At 67.6% G+C, this 24053-nt stretch carries 17 protein-coding genes; 14 read left to right on the top strand and 3 right to left on the bottom strand.

All coding sequences use genetic code 11. The annotated features are described in order from the left end of the window. Positions 1 to 31 precede the first annotated feature (31 nt). Together aspS and G154_RS02675 are read left to right on the top strand one after the other, a co-directional pair. Positions 32 to 1807 (top strand): aspartate--tRNA ligase, encoded by a 1776-nt coding sequence (gene aspS / locus G154_RS02680; protein ID WP_019513511.1) that lies wholly within the window; start codon positions 32 to 34, stop codon positions 1805 to 1807. Beyond that, entirely contained in the window at positions 1804 to 2256 is a 453-nt protein-coding gene (locus tag G154_RS02675; protein ID WP_019513510.1) for a nitroreductase family deazaflavin-dependent oxidoreductase, read from the top strand. The genes aspS and G154_RS02675 overlap by 4 nt, the downstream gene beginning before the upstream one ends. Positions 2257 to 2270: 14 nt before the next feature. Here the strand turns inward: G154_RS02675 and G154_RS02670 are convergent, their stop codons facing one another. Next, entirely contained in the window at positions 2271 to 3470 is a 1200-nt protein-coding gene (locus G154_RS02670) for a thiolase family protein (RefSeq protein ID WP_019513509.1), read from the bottom strand. Positions 3471 to 3726: 256 nt separating this feature from the next. Between G154_RS02670 and G154_RS02665 the strand changes: the two genes are divergently transcribed. From G154_RS02665 to G154_RS02630, 8 genes are all read left to right on the top strand, one after another. After that, a complete protein-coding gene (locus G154_RS02665; RefSeq protein ID WP_234713180.1) occupies positions 3727 to 5037 on the top strand; it encodes a hypothetical protein in 1311 nt (436 codons plus the stop codon). 41 nt (positions 5038 to 5078) lie between these two features. Next, the gene (locus tag G154_RS02660; RefSeq protein WP_019513507.1) at positions 5079 to 8393 is read left to right on the top strand and encodes a DUF2126 domain-containing protein; all 3315 of its coding nucleotides are present in this window, start codon (positions 5079 to 5081) and stop codon (positions 8391 to 8393) included. Further along, on the top strand, positions 8393 to 11017 hold the full coding sequence (locus G154_RS02655) for a circularly permuted type 2 ATP-grasp protein (RefSeq protein WP_023985689.1): 2625 nt from the start codon (positions 8393 to 8395) through the stop codon (positions 11015 to 11017). The genes G154_RS02660 and G154_RS02655 overlap by 1 nt, the downstream gene beginning before the upstream one ends. Continuing rightward, positions 10984 to 11901 (top strand): transglutaminase family protein, encoded by a 918-nt coding sequence (locus G154_RS02650; protein ID WP_162269042.1) that lies wholly within the window; start codon positions 10984 to 10986, stop codon positions 11899 to 11901. Before G154_RS02655 ends, G154_RS02650 begins: the two co-directional genes overlap by 34 nt. 71 nt (positions 11902 to 11972) lie before the next feature. Further along, on the top strand, positions 11973 to 13034 hold the full coding sequence (locus tag G154_RS02645; protein WP_023985690.1) for a putative zinc-binding metallopeptidase: 1062 nt from the start codon (positions 11973 to 11975) through the stop codon (positions 13032 to 13034). 501 nt (positions 13035 to 13535) lie between these two features. Continuing rightward, positions 13536 to 14168: a hypothetical protein gene (locus G154_RS26285; protein WP_131701364.1), complete on the top strand. Its 633-nt coding sequence runs from the start codon at positions 13536 to 13538 to the stop codon at positions 14166 to 14168. Then, positions 14156 to 14773 carry an STAS domain-containing protein gene (locus G154_RS26280; protein ID WP_131701365.1) on the top strand — a complete coding sequence of 206 codons (618 nt, stop codon included), beginning with the start codon at positions 14156 to 14158 and terminating at the stop codon, positions 14771 to 14773. Before G154_RS26285 ends, G154_RS26280 begins: the two co-directional genes overlap by 13 nt. Before the next feature lie 49 nt (positions 14774 to 14822). Continuing rightward, the gene (locus tag G154_RS02630) at positions 14823 to 15890 is read left to right on the top strand and encodes a hypothetical protein (protein ID WP_155944839.1); all 1068 of its coding nucleotides are present in this window, start codon (positions 14823 to 14825) and stop codon (positions 15888 to 15890) included. A gap of 37 nt (positions 15891 to 15927) precedes the next feature. Here G154_RS02630 and whiA read toward each other — a convergent pair whose 3' ends face one another. Together whiA and G154_RS02615 are read right to left on the bottom strand one after the other, a co-directional pair. After that, positions 15928 to 17082, bottom strand: coding sequence for a DNA-binding protein WhiA (gene whiA / locus G154_RS02625; protein ID WP_234713181.1), 1155 nt, complete (start codon positions 17080 to 17082; stop codon positions 15928 to 15930). A 1013-nt stretch (positions 17083 to 18095) separates the two neighbouring features. Then, entirely contained in the window at positions 18096 to 18665 is a 570-nt protein-coding gene (locus G154_RS02615; protein WP_019513498.1) for a hypothetical protein, read from the bottom strand. A gap of 68 nt (positions 18666 to 18733) precedes the next feature. Here G154_RS02615 and G154_RS02610 point away from each other — a divergent pair, with 68 nt between their 5' ends. From G154_RS02610 to alaS, 4 genes are all read left to right on the top strand, one after another. Beyond that, on the top strand, positions 18734 to 19564 hold the full coding sequence (locus G154_RS02610) for a DUF3097 domain-containing protein (protein ID WP_023985693.1): 831 nt from the start codon (positions 18734 to 18736) through the stop codon (positions 19562 to 19564). Positions 19565 to 19594: 30 nt separating this feature from the next. Continuing rightward, positions 19595 to 20899 (top strand): replication-associated recombination protein A, encoded by a 1305-nt coding sequence (locus G154_RS02605; RefSeq protein ID WP_192817323.1) that lies wholly within the window; start codon positions 19595 to 19597, stop codon positions 20897 to 20899. Between the two features lie 11 nt (positions 20900 to 20910). Next, positions 20911 to 21300, top strand: a complete 390-nt coding sequence (locus G154_RS02600) for a secondary thiamine-phosphate synthase enzyme YjbQ (RefSeq protein ID WP_023985694.1) — start codon at positions 20911 to 20913, stop codon at positions 21298 to 21300. A 64-nt stretch (positions 21301 to 21364) separates the two neighbouring features. Beyond that, positions 21365 to 24052: an alanine--tRNA ligase gene (gene alaS, locus G154_RS02595; protein ID WP_019513494.1), complete on the top strand. Its 2688-nt coding sequence runs from the start codon at positions 21365 to 21367 to the stop codon at positions 24050 to 24052. Position 24053 lies beyond the last annotated feature (1 nt).

Raw genomic sequence — 24053 nt, 5'->3', positions numbered from 1 at the left:
GTCATCCACACCCAGACATCAGGAGTTTTTCGTGCTGCGCAGTCACCCCGCCGGTTCGTTGCGGTCCACCGATGCCGGTCAGACCGTGACCTTGGCGGGCTGGGTTGCCCGGCGGCGTGACCACGGCGGCGTCATCTTCATCGACCTGCGCGACGCGTCGGGGGTATCCCAGGTGGTGTTCCGGGACGCCACGGTGCTCGAACAGGCCCACCGGTTGCGTGCCGAGTACTGCGTCTCGGTCACCGGCGTGGTGGAGGTGCGCCCCGAGGGCAACGCCAACGCCGAGATCCCGACCGGGGATATCGAGGTGAACGCCACCGAGTTGACGGTGCTGGGGGAGAGCGCGCCGCTGCCGTTCCAGCTGGACGAGACCGCCGGCGAAGAGGCCCGGCTCAAGTACCGCTACCTCGATCTGCGCCGCGAGGGCCCCGGTAACGCAATCCGGCTGCGCTCCAAGGTCAATGCCGCCGCCCGTGGGGTGCTTGCCGAGCACGACTTCGTCGAGATCGAGACGCCCACGCTGACCCGCTCCACCCCGGAGGGGGCGCGCGATTTCCTGGTGCCGGCGCGGCTGCAACCCGGCAGCTTTTATGCCCTGCCGCAGAGTCCGCAGCTGTTCAAACAGCTGCTGATGGTCGCGGGCATGGAGCGCTACTACCAGATCGCGCGGTGCTATCGCGACGAGGATTTCCGCGCCGACCGCCAGCCGGAGTTCACCCAGCTGGACATGGAGCTCAGCTTCGTCGAGGCCGATGATGTCATCGCGATCTCCGAGCAAGTGCTGCGCGCGGTGTGGTCGACGATCGGCTACGACCTGCCGACGCCGCTACCGCGGATCACCTACGCCGAGGCCATGCGCCGGTTCGGTTCCGACAAGCCCGATCTGCGCTTCGGTGTCGAGCTGGTCGAGTGCACCGACTACTTCGCCGACACCAGCTTCCGGGTGTTCCAGGCTCCCTATGTCGGCGCCGTGGTGATGGACGGCGGCGCCTCGCAGCCGCGGCGCACCCTGGACGGCTGGCAGGAGTTCGCCAAGCAGCGCGGGCACAAGGGTCTGGCCTATGTGCTGATCGGCGAGGACGGCACGCTCACCGGCCCGGTCGCCAAGAACCTCTCCGATGCCGAACGCGACGGGCTGGCGGCCCATGTCGGCGCCAAGCCCGGTGACTGCGTGTTCTTCGCCGCGGGCACCGCGAAGGGCGCCCGCGCGCTGCTGGGTGCGACACGCATCGAGATCGCCAAGCGCCTCGATCTGATCGACCCCACGGCGTGGGCGTTCACCTGGGTGGTCGACTGGCCGCTGTTCGAGCCCGCCGACGACGCCACCGCCTCCGGTGACGTGGCTGTCGGTTCCGGCGCGTGGACGGCCGTCCACCACGCGTTCACCTCCCCGCAGCCGGGTTCGGTGGACACCTTCGATTCCGATCCCGGTTCCGCGCTGGCCAACGCCTACGACATCGTCTGCAACGGCAACGAGATCGGCGGCGGGTCCATCCGTATCCACCGTCGCGATGTGCAGGAGCGGGTGTTCGCGATGATGGGTATCGCCAAGGATGAAGCCGAGGCAAAATTCGGATTCCTGCTGGACGCATTCACCTTCGGGGCCCCGCCGCACGGCGGTATCGCCTTCGGCTGGGACCGCATCGTCGCCCTGCTGGCCGGCACCGACTCGATCCGCGACGTGATCGCGTTCCCCAAGTCCGGTGGCGGTGTGGACCCGCTGACCGACGCGCCGGCGCCGATCACCGAGCTGCAGCGCCGGGAAGCGGGAATAGACGCCAAGCCGGAGAAGCTGGACTCGAAATGACAGACGACATCGACAAGGACCGGATGGTGTCCGACGCCGCGGCGTTGAGCGATTTCAACCGCCAGATCGTCGAGGAGTTCCGCGCCAACGCGGGCAAGGTGGGCGGCCCGTTCGAGGGCAGCACGCTGGTGCTGCTGCACACCGTCGGCGCCAAGTCCGGCCAACCGCGCCTCTCGCCGTTGGCCTATCTGGAGATCGACGGAAAGGCGTTGGTCGTCGGTTCGTACGCCGGCGCGCCGAAGGACCCCGCGTGGGTGCACAACCTGCGGGCCAACCCAAGCGCGCGTATCGAGATCGGCACCGACGCCTACGATGTCACCGCGCGTGAACTACCCGCCGACGAGCGGGACGCGACGTATCCGAAGATCGTCGAGAAAGCACCGGTGTTCGCCGAGTACCAGGCCAAGACGTCGCGGGCGATCCCGCTGTTCGAACTCGTCAGGGCCTAGTACCAGGCCTGCCGTCACAGCCGCTCGAAGATGGTGGCGTTGGCCATCCCACCGCCCTCACACATCGTCTGCAGTCCGTAGCGTGCGCCGCGCTGGCGGAGGGCATGGACCAGGGTCGTCGTGATGCGGGCACCGCTGGCGCCGAGCGGGTGTCCGATCGCGATGGCACCGCCGTGGACGTTCACCTTGGACAGAAGGTCGACGCCGGTGCCTGATCCGACGTCCGAAGCCCAACTCAGCACGACCGGCGCAAAGGCCTCGTTGACCTCGAACAGGTCGATGTCCGACAGCCGCAGTCCCGCTTTGCGCAGGACCTTCTCGGTGGCCGGGATGACGCCGGTCAGCATGTAGATCGGATCGGAGCCGACAACGGTGGTGGTGTGCACCCGGGCCAGCGGGGTCAGACCCAGCCGACGCGCGGTCGCTCCGCTGGTGATCATCACCGCGGCGCTGCCGTCGGACAACGGTGAGGAGTTGCCCGGGGTGATGTTCCAGCCGATCTGGCCGAAGCGCGCCGCGTAGGCCTCGGAGAAGAATGCCGGCCGCAGACCGGCGAGGGTCTGCACGGTGGTGCCAGGGCGGATGATCTCGTCGGTGTTCAGGCCGGCGATCGGCGCCAGCTCGTCGTCGAACAGCCCGTCCTTGGTGGCGCGGGCGGCCTTCTCGTGGCTGGCGGCGGAGAACTCGTCGAGTTGGGTGCGTGACAGTTGCCATCTCGCGGCGATCAACTCGGCGCTGATGCCTTGGGGGACAAGCCCTTCGGAGTAGCGTTCGGCCATGCCGCGGCCGAACGGATCGCTGCCGGGTAGCACCGAGGAACCCATCGGTACCCGCGACATGGACTCCACGCCGGCGGCGATCACGATGTCGTAGGCGCCGGCCAGTACGCCCTGGGCGGCGAAGCTGATGGCCTGCTGACTGCTGCCACACTGGCGGTCGACCGTGGTGCCGGGCACCGTCTCCGGGAAGCCCGCACCGAGCAGGGCGTTGCGCGCGATGTTGACGGCCTGGTCGCCGACCTGGGTGACGGCACCGGCGATGACATCGTCGACCAGCGCCGGGTCGACACCGGTGCGGGTGATGAGCTCGCGAAGACTGTGCGCCAGCAGGTCGGCGGGCAGTACGCCGTGCAGCGCTCCGCCGGGCTTGCCCTTGCCGATGGGGGTGCGCACCGCGCCGACGATGACCGCATCGCGATCCGAGTAGCCACTCATGGTCTCTCCTGACAGGCTGGGTATTGACTTCGTTACCCTGATGGCAACGCGTCCCCGAGGTGAAACCGACCCGTCGATGAGGGTGATCTGCACGACAGCCGCCGGATCGCGGGATCGGGAAAGGCCCCCGAAAAATTATCTCGAACGTTAAAATTTTGCCGTCCACATGTGCAGGGGGGCCCGCACGGAACCGGACACGCGGCACGAAAGGGCCCCGGCGCATATGAGCCTTCCGGCTGACAACACGCTGGCGTATATGGATCAGGGTTCTTACCTGGCGCTTCGGGCGCTGGGGCGAGGGCCGGTCATCCAGTACGTCTGGATCTACGAACGCGGCGTCGACATGGACGGGCTTCGGCGCTTTCAGCGCAATCTCGCCCGCACGTTGCTGGGCCGCCGCCTGGAACGCGCGTCCATTCCGTTGGGCCGCCACCACTGGGTGCCCTGCGGGCCGTCTGCCGATATCGAGATCGCCGCCACCGAACGCCGCCGTGACGAGGTGTGGGATTTCGTCGAAGAGCGCGGCAACGTCCCGGTCGACCCCGAGTACGGCCCGCCGTGGCATCTGGCCGTCCAACCGCTGGCCGAGGGCGGATCGGTGGTCACGCTGGTGGTGTCCCATACCGTCGCCGACGCCGCCGCCCTCATCGAATCGATCACCCATGCCGTCAACGGCACCGGTCGCGACCTCGACTATCCCGCGCCGCGATGTCTGAGTCGCCGGCAGGCGCTGCGGCGGGATCTGTCGGTCACCGCACGGTCGGTCCGAGAGGTGCCCGCCGCCGTGCTCGGCGCGGCGCGGTTGGCCCGCGCGCAATCCGGTGAGCTGTCCGAGTCGGCCAAGGCGGTTCCTGTCGCGTCGACCCGCAGGCACGGTGAGCGGCTGGTCAGTCTGCCGACGGTCTCGGTGCGGGTGGATGCCGACGAATGGGATGCCCGCGCCAAAGCGCTCGGCGGAAGTAGCAATGTGCTGCTGGCCGGGATCGCCGCGCGCGTCGGGGCGGCCATTGGCCGTGTCGATGATTGCGGCCGGGTCATGTTGTCACTACCGGTCAGCGAACGCATCGAGGGTGACACCCGGGGCAACGCGCTCAACACCATCACCGTCATGGCCGACCCGCAACTCGCCCACGGCGACCTGCGCCCGATCCGCGGCGGCATCAAGGCCGCCCTTGTCGAGTTGGCGGCAACCCGCGAACAACTGCTCGCTCCGTTGCCGCTGGCGCCCTACACGCCCAAATTCCTGCTGCGCCGGCTGGAGAAGCTGGTCCTCAAGGTGGGTAAGCCGATCGGATCCTCCAACAGCGGCGCGCTTCCCGACGAGGTGAATCGGCCGGACGGAACGCCTGCGGACATGTTCGTCGCGCATTCGCCGGAGCCGGGCATCACCGCAGCCGATCTGGATCGGATGGGTGGTCGGTTGCTGTTGGCCGCCGGAACCGTCGGCGGCGCGGTGTGTATCTCGGTCACCTCATGGGAGCCGGGCGCGCCCAACACCAAGGAGGCACTGATGCAGGCGGTCAAGGAAGCCTTCTACGATTTCGATCTCGTGGCGACCATGGAGTAGGCCGCGCTGCGCGCCGACGCGCGTTGTGGTGGGATTCGGTGATGGGTATCAAAGTGGCGCTGGAACATCGGACCAGCTACACGTTCGACCGCTTGGTGGACATCCACCCGCACGTCGTCCGTCTCCGTCCGGCACCGCACTCCCGCACCCCCATCGAGGCCTACTCCCTGCAGGTCGAACCGGCCGACCATTTCATCAACTGGCAGCAGGATGCTTTCGGCAACTTCCTGGCCCGCCTGGTGTTCCCCGATCGTGCGCGCAGCCTGACCATCACCGTCGGGCTGATCGCCGACCTGAAGGTCATCAACCCGTTCGACTTCTTCATCGAGGAGTGGGCCGAGCACTTCCCGTTCCGCTACCCCAAAGAGCTGCTGGCCGACCTCGAGCCCTACCTGCGCCCGGTCGACGAGTCCGAAGAGGGTTCCGGCCCCGGCGAACTCGTCCGCAAATGGGTGAAGAACCTCTCCATCGACGAGGGCACCCGCACCATCGACTTCCTGGTCAACCTGAACGCGGCCGTGCGCGCCGACGTCGGCTACAGCGTGCGCATGGAACCCGGTGTGCAGACCCCGGATCACACGCTGCGCACCGGAATCGGCTCGTGCCGCGACTCAGCCTGGCTGCTGGTGTCCGTCCTGCGCCAACTCGGGCTGGCGGCCCGGTTCGTCTCGGGATACCTGGTGCAGCTGGCCTCCGATGTCGAGGCGCTCGACGGCCCGTCGGGACCCGCGGCCGATTTCACCGATCTGCATGCCTGGACCGAGGTGTACATCCCCGGGGCAGGGTGGATCGGATTGGACCCCACCTCGGCGCTGTTTGCCGGGGAGGGCCACATCCCGCTGTCGGCCACCCCGCACCCGGAATCGGCCGCGCCCATCACCGGGGCCATCGGACCGGCCGAGGCAACCCTGGACTTCAGCAATGTGGTGACCCGGATCCACGAGGACCCTCGCGTCACCCTGCCCTACACCGAGCAGTCCTGGGCGGCCATCAATGCCCTTGGCGAACAGGTCGACGCGCGGCTGGCGGCCGGTGATGTCCGGCTCACCGTCGGCGGTGAGCCGACCTTTGTCTCGGTGGACAACCAGACCGACCCGGAGTGGACCACCGCCGCCGACGGGCCGCACAAGCGCGAACGCGCATCGGTGCTCGCCGAACGGTTGCGCCGGGTATGGGCGCCCAACGGGCTGGTGCAGCGCAGTCAGGGTAAGTGGTATCCGGGAGAGCCGTTGCCGCGCTGGCAGATCGGACTGATGTGGCGCGCCGACGGGGAACCCCTGTGGAACGACCCGGACCTGCTGGCCGATCCGTGGGCCGACCCCAAACCCGATCCCGCGCCCGAGGGTGCCGATGCCCAGTTGTTGGCCGCCGTCGCCGACGGATTGACCCTGCCCGCCCGACAGGTGCGGCCCGCATATGAGGACCCGCTGAGCCGACTCGCCGGCGCCGTCCGCCAACCCGCCGGTGACCCGGTCGAGGACGCCGACGACCTGGCCGTCGACGACCCGACCCGCCGCGCCGCGCTGATGGCCAGGCTCGACAAGCCGGTCGTCGAACCGGCCGCCCACGTCCTGCCGCTGCACCGCAGGGCCGACGATTCCGGTTGGGCGAGTGCGGATTGGACACTGCGGCGCGGTCGGATCGTGTTGCTGGAAGGTGATTCGCCCGCCGGTCTGCGGTTGCCGCTGAACTCGATCAGCTGGCGGCCCCCTCAGCCGACCTTCGCCACCGATCCGCTGAGCCCCCGCGGCGGACTGCCCCGCGGGCCGGCCCGCCAGGCCCAGGCGCCGGTCGAGGATGCCGAGACCGCGCCGCCGACGGCGCTGGTCGCCGAGATCCGCAACGGCCTGCTGTATGTGTTCCTGCCGCCCACCGATGCCCTCGAGCATTTCGTCGACCTGGTCGCCCGGGTCGAGGCGGCCGCCGCGGCCATCGAGACCCCGGTGGTGATCGAGGGTTACGGACCGCCCGACGACGGACGGCTGACGTCGATGTCGGTGACCCCCGATCCCGGCGTCATCGAGATCAACGTCGCGCCCACACGCAGTTTCGCCGAGCAGCGGGCGCAGCTGGAGACGCTCTACAACGAGGCGCGGCTGGCGCGGTTGTCCACCGAATCCTTCGATGTCGACGGCAGCCACGGCGGTACCGGCGGCGGTAACCACATCACCCTCGGCGGGGTCACGCCCGCGGATTCGCCGCTGCTACGCAGACCCGATCTGCTGGTCTCTCTGCTGACCTACTGGCAGCGGCACCCGGCGCTGTCCTATCTTTTCGCGGGGCGATTCATCGGTACCACCTCCCAGGCACCGCGTGTCGACGAGGGACGCAGCGAGGCGCTCTACGAACTGGAGATCGCGTTCGCCGAGATCGACCGGCTGACCCAAGAGGGTGCCGCGCAAGCCTGGGTAACCGACCGCGCGCTACGACACCTGCTGACCGATATCACCGGTAACACCCACCGCGCCGAGTTCTGCATCGACAAGCTCTACAGCCCGGACAGCCCGCGTGGGCGGTTGGGGCTGCTGGAGCTGCGCGGGTTCGAGATGCCCCCGCACTATCAGATGGCGATGGTGCAGTCGTTGCTGGTGCGGGCGTTGGTCGCGCGGTTCTGGGACGAGCCGCTGCGCGCGCCGCTGATCCGGCACGGGGCGAACTTGCACGGCAGATACCTGTTGCCGCACTTCCTGATTCACGATATCGCCGATGTCGCCGCCGACCTGCGTGAACACGGTATCGACTTCGACACCAGCTGGTTGGACCCGTTCACCGAGTTCCGTTTCCCGCGCATCGGTACCGCGGTGTTCGACGGGGTGGAGATCGAACTGCGCGGCGCCATCGAACCATGGAATGTCCTCGGTGAGGAGTCCACCGCAGGCGGCACCGCCCGCTACGTCGACTCGTCGGTGGAGCGCGTACAGGTGCGGCTGGTGGGCGCGGACCGCAATCGCTACATCGTCACCGTCAACGGCCATCCGGTGCCGCTGCTGGCCACCGACAAGGCCGATATCCAGGTCGGCGGTGTGCGCTACCGCGCCTGGCAGCCGCCCAGCGCCCTGCACCCGACCATCACCGTCGACGGACCGCTGCGCTTCGAACTCGTCGATGCCGCGTCGGGTGTGTCCCGGGGAGGCTGCACCTATCACATCGCGCACCCGGGCGGCCGTTCCTATGAGCGCCCGCCGGTCAACGCGGTGGAGGCCGAGTCACGCCGTGGCCGCCGGTTCGAAGCGACCGGATTCACACCGGGCCGGGTCGATCTGGCCGCTCTGCGGGAGAAGCAGGCGCGCCAATCGACCGATATGGGCGCGCCAGGGATTCTGGACCTCCGCCGGGTGCGTACCGTGCTGCGGTGATGGTTGTACAAACAGAGATGACGGCACGCGCCGAGGACGTGCTCGCCGGTTACCGGAGCCGCCGCGCCCAACAGGCGTTGTTCGACGTCCGGGGCACCGTCGGCAACGGCTTCGACGAGTTCGTCGACGCCGCAGGTGCGATCCGGCCCGCCTGGCAGGAGCTGGCCGAATGCGTGGCCGAGCGGGGCCGCGACGGGCTGGACCGACTGCGGGTGACCGTGCGCAACCTCGTCGACGACGACGGCATCACCTACGTGCACGTCGACAAGAGCGCCGCGGACACCGCCCCGGACGGTGGCGTGGCCGAGCCGTGGCACCTGGACGCGCTGCCGCTGCTGATCTCCACCGCCGATTGGGATGTCCTGGAAGCCGGCCTGGTGCAACGGTCGCGCCTGCTCGATGCGGTGCTCACCGACCTCTACAGCGCGCGCGTCTCCCTCACCAGCGGGGTGCTGCCCCCGCAACTGCTCTTCGCTCACCCCGCGTACGTGCGTGCCGCCCACGGCATCGAGGTACCTGGCAGGCATCAGCTGTTCCTGCACGGCTGTGATGTCAGTCGCGCCGCCGACGGCAGTTTCCGGGCCAATGCCGACTGGACCCAGGCGCCCTCCGGTGCGGGCTATGCGCTCGCGGGTCGTCGTGTCATCGCCCATGCCGCCCCGGACTTGTATGAGCGCATCGCCCCGCGGCCGGCCTCCCCGTGGGCGCAGGCACTGCGGCTGGCGCTCATCGACGCGGCGCCCGAGGCCGCCGAGGAACCCGTGGTCGTCGTGCTCAGTCCGGGCGCGCATTCCGAGACGGCTTTCGACCAGGCCTATCTGGCGAGTGTTCTCGGCTTCCCGTTGGTGGAGAGTGCCGACCTGGTGGTGCGCGACGGAAAACTGTGGATGCGTTCGCTGGGCACCCTCAAACGCGTCGACGTGGTGCTGCGCCGAGTCGACGCCGACTATGTGGATCCGCTGGACCTGCGTGCCGACTCCCGGCTCGGGGTGGTCGGGCTGGTCGAGGTGCTGCGCCGCGGCGCGGCGACCGTCGTCAACACGCTCGGCAGCGGCATCCTGGAGAGCCCCGGGCTGATGCGCTTCCTGCCCGAGCTGGCCGAACTTCTGACCGGCGAGACCCCGCAGCTGGCGTCACCGCAGATGTACTGGGGCGGCATCGATGTCGAGCGCTCGCATCTGCTGACCCAATTGTCGAGGCTGCTGATCAAACCGGTCACCGGGGGCAAGACCATCGTCGGTCCGGCGTTGTCGGTGTCGGCCCGCGAACAGCTCGCCGCCCGCATCGGCGCGAACCCGTGGCAGTGGGTCGGCCAGGAACTGCCGGAATTCTCTTCGGCACCCACCGATTTCCTGCCCGGTGGGGTGTCCGCGGCCGATGTCGGCATGCGACTGTTCACGGTGGCCCAACGCGGCGGCTACGCCCCGATGATGGGCGGGCTGGGTTTCCTGCCCGCGCCCGGGAACGCCGCATACACCCTGGATACTGTTGCAGCCAAGGATGTCTGGGTCCGCACACCGGACCGCGCCAAGGCGGTCCCGACGCCCTCGGTGGACCTGCCGGTCATGACGCCGAGCCCCACCAGGGCGGTCAGCTCGCCGCGCGTGCTGTCGGACTTCTTCTGGCTGGGCCGCTACGCCGAACGCGCCGAGAACATGGCGCGGCTGCTGACCGTCACCCGCGAGCGCTACCACGAGTACCGATACCGGCAGGATATGGCCGAAAGTCAGTGTGTGCCGGTCCTGTTGGCCGCCATCGGGGTGATCACCGGCACCGACACCGGCTCCGGTGGCGACGATCACGAGGCCATTGCGGTCGCACCGAGCACACTGTGGTCGCTGACCGCCGACCGTCGCCGCCCGGGATCGCTGGCCCAATCGGTCGAACGGCTTGGGCTGGCGGCCCGCGGCGTGCGTGACCAGATGTCCAACGACACCTGGATGGTGCTGGCCGCGGTGGAGCGCGCCGTCGGATCCCGGGCCCGCCAGCCGGAGTCGCAGGCCGCCGGCGATGCCTACCTGCTGACCGCCCACACCCAGACACTGGCGGGCATGCTCGCCCTGTCCGGGATGGCGGCCGAGTCGATGGTCCAGGATGTCGGCTGGACGGTGATGGACATCGGCAAGCGCATCGAGCGCAGTCTGGGGCTGACCGCGTTGCTGCGCGCGACCATGACGGCGGTGCGGGCCCCCGGGGCCGCTCAGACCGTCACCGAGTCGATGCTGGTGGCGTGTGAGTCATCGGTCATCTACCGACGCCGGATGCTGGGCAAGGTCAGCGTCGCCGCGGTGGCGGATCTGGTGCTCTTCGACGCCGAGAACCCGCGCTCGTTGATCTATCAGTTCGACCGGCTGCACGATGGGCTGCGGCGGCTGCCGTCGTCATCGGGTTCGTCACGCCCGGAACGGTTGGCCGACGAGATCACCGCGCGGCTGCGCCGGGTCGATCCGGACGACCTGGAGCTGGTCGCCGCCGACGGCACCCACGCCGAGTTGGCCGATCTGCTCGACGGCCTGCACGCCGACCTGCGTGAGCTGTCCAGCCTGATCACCGCCGCGCATCTCTCGCTGCCGACCGGCATGCAACCGTTGTGGGGTCCCGACGAGCGGAGGCAGCTACCGTGACGCAGGCAGCCACCCGGCGCTACGAGATCACCCACCGCACCACCTACCGGTATTCCGACGTCGTCACCGGTTCGTACGGCCGCGGTTACCTCACGCCCCGCGAGCTGCCGGGCCAGCGGCGGCTGTCCCACGAACTGCTGATCGAGCCGGAGGCCGCGGACAGCTCGATCAGCCGGGACGCCTACGGCAACACCAGCTCCTACTTCCACGTCACCGAACCGCATCGCACCCTCACCGTCACCGGTCACTCGCTGGTGGAGGTGGATCCGCCGGCACCGGACCTCTACGAGGGGCCTGCCGCGCGCGCACCGTGGGAGATATCGCGCCCCGTCGGCCCCGACGGGGCGCTGGCCTGCGAGTTCACTCTGGATCTCGCGCCCCCGGAGATCACCGACGAGGTCCGCGCCTACGCGGCACCCAGTTTCGTTCCGGAACGACCGCTGATCGAGGTCCTGCGTGACCTGAACTCGCGGATCTTCCGCGATTTCACCTACCGGTCGGGCTCGACGACCATCTCGACCGGGGTGGCCGAGGTGTTGGCCGCTCGTGAGGGGGTGTGCCAGGACTTCGCCCGCCTGGCCATCGCATGCCTGCGGGCCAATGGCCTGGCCGCCAGCTACGTGTCCGGATACCTGGCCACCGACCCGCCCCCGGGCAAGGAACGCATGATCGGCGTCGACGCCACCCATGCCTGGGCATCGGTGTGGACGCCGCAGAACCAGTGGCTGGGACTGGACCCCACCAACGACCAACTGGTCGACGAGCGCTATGTGGTGGTCGGCTTCGGCAGGGACTACGCCGACGTGCCGCCGCTGCGCGGGATCATCTACACCGAATCGGAGAGTAGCGTTATCGAAGTCTCAGTCGATGTGGCGCCGAACTGACTCCCTGATGGTTTAGGCGTTCGCCGCAGCGGGCACCAGCTAGCGGCCGTGCGAAACAGGGGAGAGCGTACATGCGGGATTTCAATTGTCCGAAATGTGGACAGCGACTGGCTTTCGAGAACTCGAAATGCCTGTCCTGCGGTTCGTCGTTGGGCTTCTCGCTCGATGATATGGCCCTGCTGGTCATCGCCAGCGGTGACGAGAGCGAGCACGCCGGGGCGGTCGATGAGCACAACTACGCGTTGTGCGCCAACCTCTATGCCGCCGAATGCAACTGGCTGGTGAAGGTCGGCGAGGGCTCCGGGCTGTGCGCATCATGCGCCTTGACAAGAACCAGGCCCGCCGACTCCGACACCGTGGCGATGGCCGCCTTCGCCGCCGCCGAGCGCGCCAAGCGCCGGGTGATCGCCGAGCTGACCGAGCTGAAGCTGCCCGTGGTCGGCCGCGAGGACGATCCGCAGTACGGATTGGCCTTCGACCTGCTCTCCAGCGAGTTCGAGAAGGTGTTCACCGGCCACGCCGACGGGGTGATCACCCTGGATCTGGCCGAGGGCGATGATGTGCACCGTGAGCAGCTGCGGGTGTCCATGGAGGAGCCCTACCGCACTCTGCTGGGTCACTTCCGCCATGAGATCGGCCACTACTACTTCTACCGGCTGGTCAGCCCGGTTCCGGAGTATCTGGAACGGTTCAACGAGTTGTTCGGCGATCCCGACCTGGATTACCAGGCCGCGCTGGACCGGCATTACAGCGAGGGTGCGCCCAAGGGGTGGAAGAGCGATTACGTGTCGTCCTATGCCACCATGCATCCGGCCGAGGACTGGGCCGAGACGTTCGCCCACTACCTGCACATCCGGGACACCCTGGACACCGCCGCGGCGTTCGGATTGGCCCCGGCCGGAGCGACATTCGACCGACGGGTGTTGGGCCCCAGTGGTTTCGACACCATCATCGAGATGTGGCTGCCGCTGTCGTGGGCGCTGAACATGGTGAACCGGTCGATGGGCCGCGATGACCTGTACCCGTTCGTGCTGCCGCCGGCCGTGCTGGAGAAGATGCGGTTCATCCACTCCGTGATCGACGAGATCACCTCGTCGCCGGACAAGCTGGCCGCGGTGGGCGGCGCGGCCTGACCGCCGAGCAGGCTGCAGGCCGTCGCGGTCAGGGCCTCGGTCGCCGGGCGGGGATCGCCGAGCAGGTCGACGAACGCACCCAGCTCCGGTCGATGCGCGGCCAGCGCATGGATCTCGTCCTCTCCTGAGGAGGTGCACCGTCGTCGATCATCAAGCGATGCATCGACGGGCAAACGGGCCGCTCTGAACGCGTGGCTAAGTGTGATGTCAGCTAAGCCCGCCGACAAACGAGATGGGCTCACCCCGGACTGAGTCCGGGGCTTACGCCCGGGGCTCACCGAATTCGGCATCTGCTCGTAACTACGATCCGGCATCTGCTTTTCACTCGGTGGCTCGATCCGTGTGCTTGCCGACCGGTGCGTGTGAGCATGTCGCGAGACGCCGGCGCCCGCGCCTTCCTATTGCGGTTGACGTGTCAATCAGGTAATTATGGTTGATCTACGCACAGCTGTCGGGGAGGTAGCGGTTGTGTGAGTGGTGGGGTCAAGGGGGGCCGCGACCATGAATACGGTGTTGTGTGACGCACGGGTGACGCCCGATGGGTCGGTCGTGGTGATCCAGGATGTCGGAGCCCGCGGACTCGGGAGCGTCTATCTGGACGGCGATACGCCGGTCGAAGATCGGGTCGGGCCCGTGCATGCGCTGTGGGTACGCACGATGAGTGTGCACGAAGTGGAGCTCCTCGGCGCGGGGGTTCGTGTGCGAGTGCTGGTCGGCGCGGACACGGGCGGGCTCGGCACGCTGGTGTTCCGTGGAGCGCTCACGGTGGGAAGTGGAGTGCTGGCGATCGGCGACGCACGCAGCCCGGATCGTCAGCTTCTGTTCGGGGCGCCCGCCACACTGCATGTCAGTGTTCTCGTTGAGAACAGCATGGGCACAGTCCATTTCACTCATCCGCCGGAGGACTATCCGGTATCTGGCCCATCCGATATCGCTGTTCTCATTGCGGACAATCCGGGCTTCAATCACGCGGTGTGCAACACGACGTTTGGGCGTCAGTGGTTTCGGCGATTGCCAGATCTTCTTTGTTCCTGGCGCAATCCTGCTCGACTGAGCGCCATGATCGGTCACGGCATCGCTCCATCAGGGCGCGGTGAATTCCGGGGTGTGTGCCATGGTGGGTGGCGGAAGTGAAATCCGGTCACCCGGCGTTCTGGCTGTCGGTGGACCTGTCAAAGCACCGGCTTTCCTTCATTCGTCGACGGCATCATGGCGCACAACGGCGTACAAGACCCGGTCTGCGCACGCCGAGCGCCGAGTGGTCGCAGACGACACGCCTGACGAACGCTGACTTTGAGCCCGGCACCCAGAATCTCTTCGACGCCGAGGCGGGCGGTGGCCAAGGACCGGAGACCGCGATGTCGTACGACGTGGAACAGCTGCAACCCCGTGGGATCTCGGTCGAGACCGCAACGGCTGGGAACGGGCTGGTGATCCGGGTGGCCGGTGTGGTGGACATGCTGACCGCGCAAATCTTGGTCGAGCGCCTCGACCTGGCGCTGGCCACCGCGCCGTCGACATTGATCGTCGATCTCACCGAAGTTGAATTCTTCGCGGCCGCAGGTATCGCGGCGGTGGTCCATGCGCACCGTATCGCCGGCCATGCCTGCGGTCTCGCAGTGGTGGCCGACAGCTATGTCGTACTTCGACCGATCACGTTGTCTAACGCCGACCAGGAAGTGAACCTCTGCGCGTCGATGCGGGATGCGTTCATGTTGCTTGACATAACAGTCGATTAGCTATGTCGGACGGTCCACAGAGACTATCGGCTCGGCGGAGGTGTCGTCGTTGATCTGGTGGTTGGTTGTCGCGTCGCCGCGGGTACGGATTCTGTTCAACGCAGGGTGGGCGTTGCTGTGGTCGGTTGGATATGGCGCGGCAACACTGGTGCCGCTCGGGGCGCACGGCGTGGGGTGGTGGCTGGCGATAGTCGGGGTCTCGGTGCTTCTCGCCGTTGCCGTCGCGGCGGTGACCGCATGGTCCTCGCGTCGGTTCGGCGCGAGCACCGAGGCGGTGCTCAGTAGGTTGACTGCCGATCAGCGCCGGCAGGTTGCCCGGGTGTGGAGACGCGGACCAGCGCCGGCCGATCCGGTGGTGCTGACCGCCGCGCTATGCCTGTACGACATCGTGGAATCGTCCCGACAAGCAACCCGACGGTCACGGATCGTCGCTGGGTTCCTGATAGGCGCCGGGGTGGTGATGATCCTTGTAGGCGCGGCGCTGAGCAAGTTCCGAACCCTTCCGGCCTCAGGGCCGGTGCTCGTGGCGCTCGCGGTGGTTATTGCTGTGCTCGGCGCGAGTGCTCTCGGGGCGCGTCGGCGGCGGCCGCGGTTGGCGCAGTTGCGTGCGGCGGCGCAGTCTGATCCTGAGGTGGCTGTGGCTGTTGCGCAGGCCGACCCGGCGACGGTGACCAGAGCGCACCGTCTGCGCTGGGCCATCGCCATCTTTGCCGTCGTCGGAGTGTGGACAAGCGCGATTCAAATCGGTGTCTGGATGAGCCCGCACCGCGCAGGTTGCCGAGCAGTCACCGCCGTCGTCGGCGAGGTCTACCACAACCGCTACGTCCTGTTGCGAGCCGACGCGGTCAAACCTGGCGGTCCGGCGCTGTCTCAGTTTCATGAAATCTCAGATTTCCTGCGTCGCAAAGCGGATGGTGACTACGACGCCGATATCGCGATACACCTGGAGCGGATCGCTGTCCTCGCCGCTCAGGCCGTGGGCGTCGTCGAACGGGCCCGTCAGCCCGAGAATGCGACTTCACCGGATGCGCTCGCGGACAATCGGCACGCCTACCTCGTCCTGCTCAATGCTCTCGTGGACGAGGAGGAAGCAGCCCAGGAGCGGTGCCGACGTTGACAATCGAGCAGGGGAGTGTCGCCGGCATCACCGGCGGCTACTCGGATTTCGGTCGGGCCGACCCCGTCGTCGGGGTAGCGGTGGTGGTGTCGGGAATGCCGGCGTTCTTGGCGGTCCGATCGGCGAGGTTCAATAGTCGTCGAATTCTGCCTGCGACAGCATCTTTGGTCATGGGTGGATCGGCTCGGCGGCCTAGTTCACTCAATGCGAGGTCGGGATGGGCCAGGCGTAGTGCTGCGGTGGCTTTGAGATGGGCGGGTGCGGTGTCGCCGAGGATCTGCATCGCTCGCTGTACCCGTGCAGTGGATTCGGCGGCCGCCTCAGCCGCCCGCCTGGTGTTCGACGATTCCAATGTGGGGCTTCGTCCGATTCCGTTCTGAGAGTGCTGATGGTGGTGGCGATTCGCCCATAGGGCACTTGTTTCGGGAGCGCCGATTTGCGCCAGCAGCGTGGTGACGGCGTCGTCGTTGCGCAGGACGACGCAGTCGCGGCCGCGGACTTCACGCCGCTGCGCGGTGATCCCCAGGCGGCGTGCGACGCCGGCCAGTGCTATTGCCGCTTCCGGGCCGGGGCTGTAGAGGGTGAGTCCCCGGCGATGTCCGGTCGACGCAAGGTGGCCGGTGGCGAGAATCGCACCGCGCCAAGCCGCTTCCAGCTCCTCGTGGGCGCCACCGACGATCCACGGAGGTATCCCGCTGACCGGTCGGCCGCGGTGGTCGATCAGTCCGGTCTGCCGGGCGAGGTTCTCGGCGTGAATGACGCGCAGAAGATAGCGATTGGTGTTGCCTGTGCTGGTGTGCGCCCTGTTCAGTGTCGGTGCGGCGCCGCATAGGTGAAAGATGTTGCTACGTAGGCGTTGGGCAGTGGGGAAGTGATCGAGTTCGGCGTCCAGGACAATCGTGTTGCCGATGATGGCCAGCCCGCCGGTGAGCCGGAGCATCACCGCAACTTCGGCCCTGCGGGCCTTGGCAGTTCCTGGCGCAGCGGAGCTGAGCTCGTCCTTGACCAGGGTCACCGGTTGCCTTGGGATCGACACGTCGCGGCGGCCGTGTGCAGCGAGGCCGGGTCGGCCGCAGGCGGAATCACCCTGATGGCCAGGTTGATTCGCGGCGTGAGCAGCAGCCAGCCGCGCGGCGCGAGATTCCACCGTGTCGTCGGGGGCCGGCCCTCGGTTGACCATGGGCTGCGTCATCAGCTGCAATCCTTTCCGCTCGATCCGGTTGGTGGAAACGGCTCGGGTGATGACGGATCCTCCAGCTATACGGGGGCCGCTGCGTGGCTGGAGAGGCCGTGGAGCTGTCTGATCTGGTGTGTCCATCGTGCGGTCGCGAGCAGCTCACCACCCGCGGTCGGCATCACTCTACACGGTGGTTGACATGTCAGTCAGTTATATGTGACTGTGGCGTTGCACACGTGCTGAACTGGTCCGCGGGGGTATCGGGCCGTGTGTGGCAAACGGGGGTTTGTGCGTGTTGGCCGTCAGTCGCGCAGCGACATCGGGTGAAGGCGAGAGCGGTACGAAGCGGCCTGGACGATGAGGTGGCGAAGCGGAAGCCGTTGTCGCGGTGGGCGTGCCCGCAAATGCGCATCGACACGCGCGATGACCGGGGCCGCCGCTGAGCCCAGCGGGCGCGGGTGGTCCAACGGTGCAGAACGTGCTGGCGTCGGCCACAGCGTCGCGGCTTTTGCAGTCTGTTGCGGCGTGAGCGAAGTACCTGTTGCCGAGGGGTGCGTCGGACTTGCCGTACCGTATGAAAGGTGACTGTAAGGGAGCGCTCCGGTTGGAAAGTGCAGGTTATAGTTGGGTTTGCTTCGGCCCTTGTGTTTGCTCTGCTCGTATTGGTCAACTCATTGCCGACCGTCTCGCTGGCCGAGGACGGAACGTACAGAGTCGATGACTGCTTCCGCTGCAACCCTGTCCCCGGCACGTGGCAGACCTACGGCGGGGTCGCGGCGCGCTGTGCATGGATGGTGCGCACAGAGGAAAAGGACGTTGTTGACCACGGCGAGTTCGCGCCGGGTGAGAGGGGACGTGTAGTGCTCCAAAAAGGTGAGTACCTCACGACAGTCGGTTGTCAGCCCTGGGTGTTGGTCGGCTGATCGGTCAGCTCGGCATTATTGCGTGCTGACGTACGGACCCGCCCGTTGCCGGAGTTTCTTTCCTGCGGTGGGTGAACCGTGTGGCCGGCTGTTCGGCGCGGCCGTTCAACTCAGGCGCAAGTATGTCTGTCCGCGCGGGGACAGCCGATAGCCGGTGCCCAGACTGATGGTCAGCCCGAGCCCTTTCAGCTGTCTGACCCTGCGCTTGAACCGCGCTGTGTCGGTACCGACCCGGGCGGCCAGATCCGGTGCCCGGACACCTTCGTTGTCGCCGATCAAATGCAGGTACGTCCGGGTCCAGGGTTCGGTGGCCGTGTCCCAGCGGTCCAGTCGACCGCTGATCTCGGCGATCTCGTCGGCCGTCGGTACGCCCTCGGCTAGCTCAGGACGCTCGTCCGGAGCCAGATAGGAGACCCCGATCAGATAGGTGTGTGCGGCGGTGCGCCCATCCAGTTCTGCCTGCGCGGTGGCGGCGTCGGGGTAGCCGGCCGCACGGGCCTGCGCCGATGTCACCCGGTAACCGGGCGGGCATTCGTCGACCGAGTCGATATGCACGGTCCCGGCCTGGGTGCGTTGGGTGCCGCCGGCCCTGACCCGCGGGCGGTCCCACTTGCGCAGCACCAGGGTGATGGCGCCGGCCGCGATACCGTCGGCCGTGGCACGATCGAGCAACACATCTCGATGCTATGACGGCGGCATGTCGTATCGGCGGGTCCGTAGCGCGGCTTTCTAGGATCGCCCGCGTGACTGATCGATACGGCTCCGACATCCTGTCTCGAAACCCGCACACGCCTAAGCGCGTTCGCTCCGTCGAACACCCGGCCGAGCGTGGTCTGGTGGTCGAGGACCCGTCCAGCGGATTCGTCGGCGCGGTGGTGCGTATCGAGAACAACCGGGTCGACCTGGAGGACCGCAACGGCCGGGTCCGCTCCTTCCCGCTGGGCCCCGGCTTCCTCGTCGAGGGCAAGCCGGTCATTCTCACGGTGCCCAAGCGGGCTCCGGCCGCGCCGGCCCGCACCGCTTCCGGGTCGGTCGCGGTCGCCGGTGCGAAGGCGCGTGTCGCCCTGGACAGCCGGATCTACGTCGAGGGCCGCCACGACGCCGAGCTCGTCGAACAGGTCTGGGGTGCGGATCTGCGCATCGAGGGTGTCGTCGTCGAATACCTGGGCGGTGTGGACGATCTGGCCGGGATCGTCGCCGAGTTCCAACCCGGGCCCAAGCGCAAACTCGGCGTGCTCGTCGACCACCTGGTGGCGGGTTCCAAGGAATCGCGGATCGCCGCCGAGGCGATGCGCGCCAACTCAGGTGACCATGTGCTGGTGGTCGGGCACCCGTACATCGACATCTGGCAGGCGGTCAAACCCGAGCGGCTTGGCCTCAAGCAGTGGCCGGTGATCCCGCGCGGTGTCGACTGGAAACACGGCATCTGCGAGGCGCTGGGCTGGCCGCATGCCACCCAGGCCGATATCGCCGGCGCTTGGCAGCGCATCCGCGGCCGCGTCCGGGACTGGAACGATCTGGAACCGGCGCTGATCGGGCGGGTCGAGGAGCTGATCGACTTCGTGACCGCTTAGCGTTGAGGGGTGGCCGACAGTCTGTTCGACATGCCCGGAGATTCCCCTCCGGGCGAGGCGCCGCCGACCGCCGCCAGTCCGCTCGCCGTCCGGATGCGTCCGGGCACCCTCGATGACGTGGTGGGTCAACAACACCTGCTCAAACCGGGATCCCCGCTGCGCCGCCTGGTGGAGGGTTCCGGTGCGGCCAGCGTCATCCTCTACGGCCCGCCCGGTACCGGCAAGACCACGCTGGCCTCGCTGATCTCCGGTGCCACCGGCCGTCGGTTCGAGGCACTGTCGGCGCTGTCCGCCGGGGTCAAAGAGGTGCGCGCGGTCATCGAGGAGGCCCGTCGCGCCGCGATCCGCGGACAGCAGACGGTGCTGTTCATCGACGAGGTGCACCGGTTCTCCAAGACCCAACAGGACGCCCTGTTGGCGGCGGTCGAGAACAGGGTGGTGTTGCTGGTGGCAGCGACCACCGAGAACCCGTCCTTCTCCGTGGTGGCCCCGCTGCTGTCGCGATCGCTGATCCTGCAGCTGCAACCGCTGGGTGCCGACGATATCCGCACCGTGCTGCAGCGCGCCGCCACCGACGAGCGGGGACTGGCGGGCAAGGTCGCGCTCGACGACGATGCACTGGAACTGTTGGTCACGCTGTCGGCCGGGGACGCCCGCCGCGCGTTGACGGCGCTGGAGGTGGCCAGCGAAACGGGTGAGCGGATCACCGTCGAGGTCATCGAGCAGTCGCTGGACCAGGCCGCGGTGCGCTACGACCGAGACGGTGACCAGCACTACGACGTCGTCAGCGCCTTCATCAAATCGGTGCGTGGCTCCGATGTCGACGCCGCCTTGCACTATCTGGCCCGGATGTTGACCGCGGGGGAGGACCCGCGCTTCATCGCCCGGCGATTGATGATCCTGGCCAGTGAGGACATCGGGATGGCGGATCCGAGTGCGCTGCCCACCGCGGTCGCCGCGGCGCAGACCGTGCAATTGATCGGGATGCCCGAGGCGCAGCTGACCCTCGCGCACGCCACCGTCCACCTGGCCACCGCGCCGAAGTCGAATGCGGTGACCACGGCGCTGGGCGCGGCGATGGGCGATATCCGGGCGGGCAAGGCGGGGCTGGTGCCCGCGCATCTGCGGGACGGGCATTATGCGGGTGCCCAGAAGCTGGGTAACGCGGTGGGCTACAAGTACGCCCATGACGCGCCGGGTGGCGTTGCGTCACAACAATATCCGCCGGACGAACTGGTCGGCGTCGACTACTACCGGCCCACCGGGTACGGCGCCGAGCGCGAGATAGCGACCCGGTTGGAGAAGTTGCGCGCCATCATCCGAAGGAAACGCTGATGAAGACCCACCTGCTCGATGTGGACACCTCTCGTCGCCGGATCGTGGATCTCACCGACGAGGTCGTGCGGTTCTGCGCGGGCAGGGGCGATGGGCTGTGCAACATCTTCGTCCCACACGCCACCGCGGGCATCGCCGTCATCGAAACCGGGGCGGGCTCCGACGACGATCTGATCGACACCCTGGAACGTCTGCTGCCGCGCGACGACCGCTACCGGCACGCCCACGGTTCGCCCGGCCACGGCGCAGACCACGTGCTCCCTGGGCTGGTGTCACCGTCGGTGACGGTACCGGTGGGTGACGGCACGCCATTGCTGGGAACCTGGCAGAGCATCGTGCTCGTGGACCTGAACAGGGACAACCCGCGCCGATCGGTGCGGTTGAGCTTCGTGTCGGGCTGAGAACGGCGAACGGTACTGTGGTGCGGTCGTTGTATTCGCAGGTTGGACCAAAGGACAGCAGCACGTGCAGACACACGAGATCAGGAAACGCTTCCTCGATCACTTCGTGAAAGCGGGACATACCGAGGTGCCCAGCGCCTCGGTGATCCTCGACGATCCGAACCTGCTGTTCGTCAATGCCGGCATGGTGCAGTTCGTGCCCTTCTTCCTCGGCGCGCGCACCCCGCCGTACGAGCGGGCCACCAGCGTGCAGAAGTGCATTCGGACCCCGGATATCGAAGAAGTCGGCATCACCACCCGGCACAACACCTTCTTCCAGATGGCCGGCAACTTCAGCTTCGGCGATTACTTCAAGAAGGGCGCCATCGAGCTGGCCTGGACGCTGTTGACCAACCCCGTCTCCGAGGGTGGTTACGGCTTCGACCCGGAGCGCCTGTGGGCGACGGTCTACCTCGACGACGACGAGGCCATCGAACTGTGGCAGGAGGTCGCCGGGCTGCCGCTCGAGCGCATCCAGCGCCGCGGCATGGCCGACAACTACTGGTCGATGGGCATCCCCGGCCCCTGCGGCCCGTGCTCGGAGATCTACTACGACCGCGGACCCGAGTACGGCGTCGACGGCGGGCCGGAGGCCAACGAGGACCGCTACATCGAGATCTGGAATCTCGTGTTCATGCAGAACGAGCGTGGCGAGGGCACGTCCAAGGACGATTTCGAGATCCTCGGGCCGCTCCCGCGCAAGAACATCGACACCGGCATGGGTGTCGAGCGCATCGCCTGCCTGCTGCAAGGCGTGGACAACGTCTACGAAACCGATCTGGTGCGACCCGTGATCGACAAGGTGGCCGAGTACGCGCCCCGCGGTTACGGCAAGGGCAATCACACCGACGACGTCCGCTATCGCATCATCGGCGACCACAGCCGCACCGCGGCCATCATCATCGGTGACGGCGTCAGTCCCGGCAACGAGGGCCGCGGTTATGTGCTGCGCCGTCTGCTGCGCCGGATCATCCGCGCCGCGAAACTGCTCGGGGTGGAACAGCCCATCATGAGCGAGCTCATGGTCACCGTGCGTGACGAGATGGGACCGTCTTATCCGGAGCTCGTCACCGACTTCGACCGCATTCACCGCATCGCGGTCGCCGAGGAGACGGCGTTCAACCGGACGTTGGCGTCGGGATCGCGATTGTTCGACGATGCCGCCGAGGCGACCCGCAGCGCCGGGAAGTCCACACTCTCGGGCATCGATGCCTTCACGCTGCACGACACCTACGGCTTCCCGATCGAGCTCACCCTCGAGATGGCCGCCGAAGCGGGTCTCAGTGTGGACGAAGAGGGTTTCCGTGGCCTGATGGCCGAGCAGCGGCAGCGGGCCAAGGCCGATGCCGCCGCCCGCAAGCAGGCCCATACCGACCTGTCCGCCTACCGCGACCTCGTCGACGGTGGCCCCACCGAGTTCACCGGATTCGACGAGCTCGCCACGCAGGCAACCATTCTCGGCATCTTCGTCGACGGTGCCCGGGTCCCTGTGGTCAGCCACGGCGGCACGGACGGCACCGTCGAGCTGATCCTGGATCGGACCCCGTTCTACGCCGAATCCGGCGGCCAGATCGCCGACGAGGGCACCATCACCGGCACCGGCTCGTCGGAGACCGCCAAGGCGACCGTCACCGATGTGCAGAAGATCGCGAAAACCTTGTGGGCGCATCGGGTCCGGGTCGAATCCGGCGAGTTCGTCGAGGGCGACACGATCGTTGCCGAGGTGGATCCGACGTGGCGCCACGGTGCCACCCAGGGACACTCCGGCACCCACATGGTGCATGCGGCGCTTCGGGAGGTGTTGGGCCCCAACGCCGTACAGGCGGGTTCGCTGAACCGCCCCGGCTACCTGCGGTTCGACTTCAACTGGCAGGGATCGCTGTCGGAGGCCCAGCGCACCCAGATCGAAGAAGTTGCCAACGAGGCCGTGCAGGCCGACTACGCGGTCAACACGTTCAACACCGGACTCGATCAGGCCAAGGCGATGGGCGCGATGGCGCTGTTCGGGGAGAACTACCCCGACGAAGTCCGCGTGGTGGAGATCGGCGGCCCGTTCTCGCTGGAGCTGTGCGGCGGAACGCACGTGCGCAGCTCGGCGCAGATCGGCCCGGTGACACTGCTCGGGGAGTCCTCGGTGGGCTCGGGTGTGCGGCGCGTCGAGGCCTATGTGGGCCTGGAATCCTTCCGGCACCTGTCCAAGGAACGCGCACTCATGGCCGGGTTGGCCTCGTCGCTGAAGGTGCCCTCGGAGGAGGTTCCGGCCCGAGTGGCCAATCTCGTCGAGCGACTGCGCGCCGCCGAGAAGGAGCTCGACAAGGTGCGCCTTGCCAACGCCCGGGCGGCCGCGGCAAATGCCGCGGCAGGCGCCGAGACGGTCGGTAAGGTCCGTCTGGTGGCGCAGCGGATGGCGGGCGGGGTCTCTGCCGCCGACCTGCGCAGCCTGGTCGGCGACATCAAGGGCAAACTGGGCACCGAGCCCGGTGTGGTCGCCCTGATCGCCGAGGGGGAGGGCGACAGCGTGCCGTTCGTGGTGGCGGTGAACCCGGGCGCGCAGGACCTCGGTCTGAAGGCGGGCGACCTGGTCAAGGTGCTTGGCGGTCCGGTCAACGGCCGTGGGGGTGGGAAGGCCGATCTGGCCCAGGGTTCCGGTAAGGGGGCGGCGGGTATCGACGCGGCGTTGGCCGCGCTACGCGCAGAGATCTCCCGGAGCTAGC

Origin of the sequence: Mycobacterium sp. VKM Ac-1816D (assembly GCF_000416385.1) — a bacterium.
Lineage (GTDB): Bacteria > Actinomycetota > Actinomycetes > Mycobacteriales > Mycobacteriaceae > Mycobacterium > Mycobacterium neoaurum_A.
Note: the sequence above shows the minus strand (reverse complement) of the source record. Positions and strands in the feature narration are given on the sequence as shown.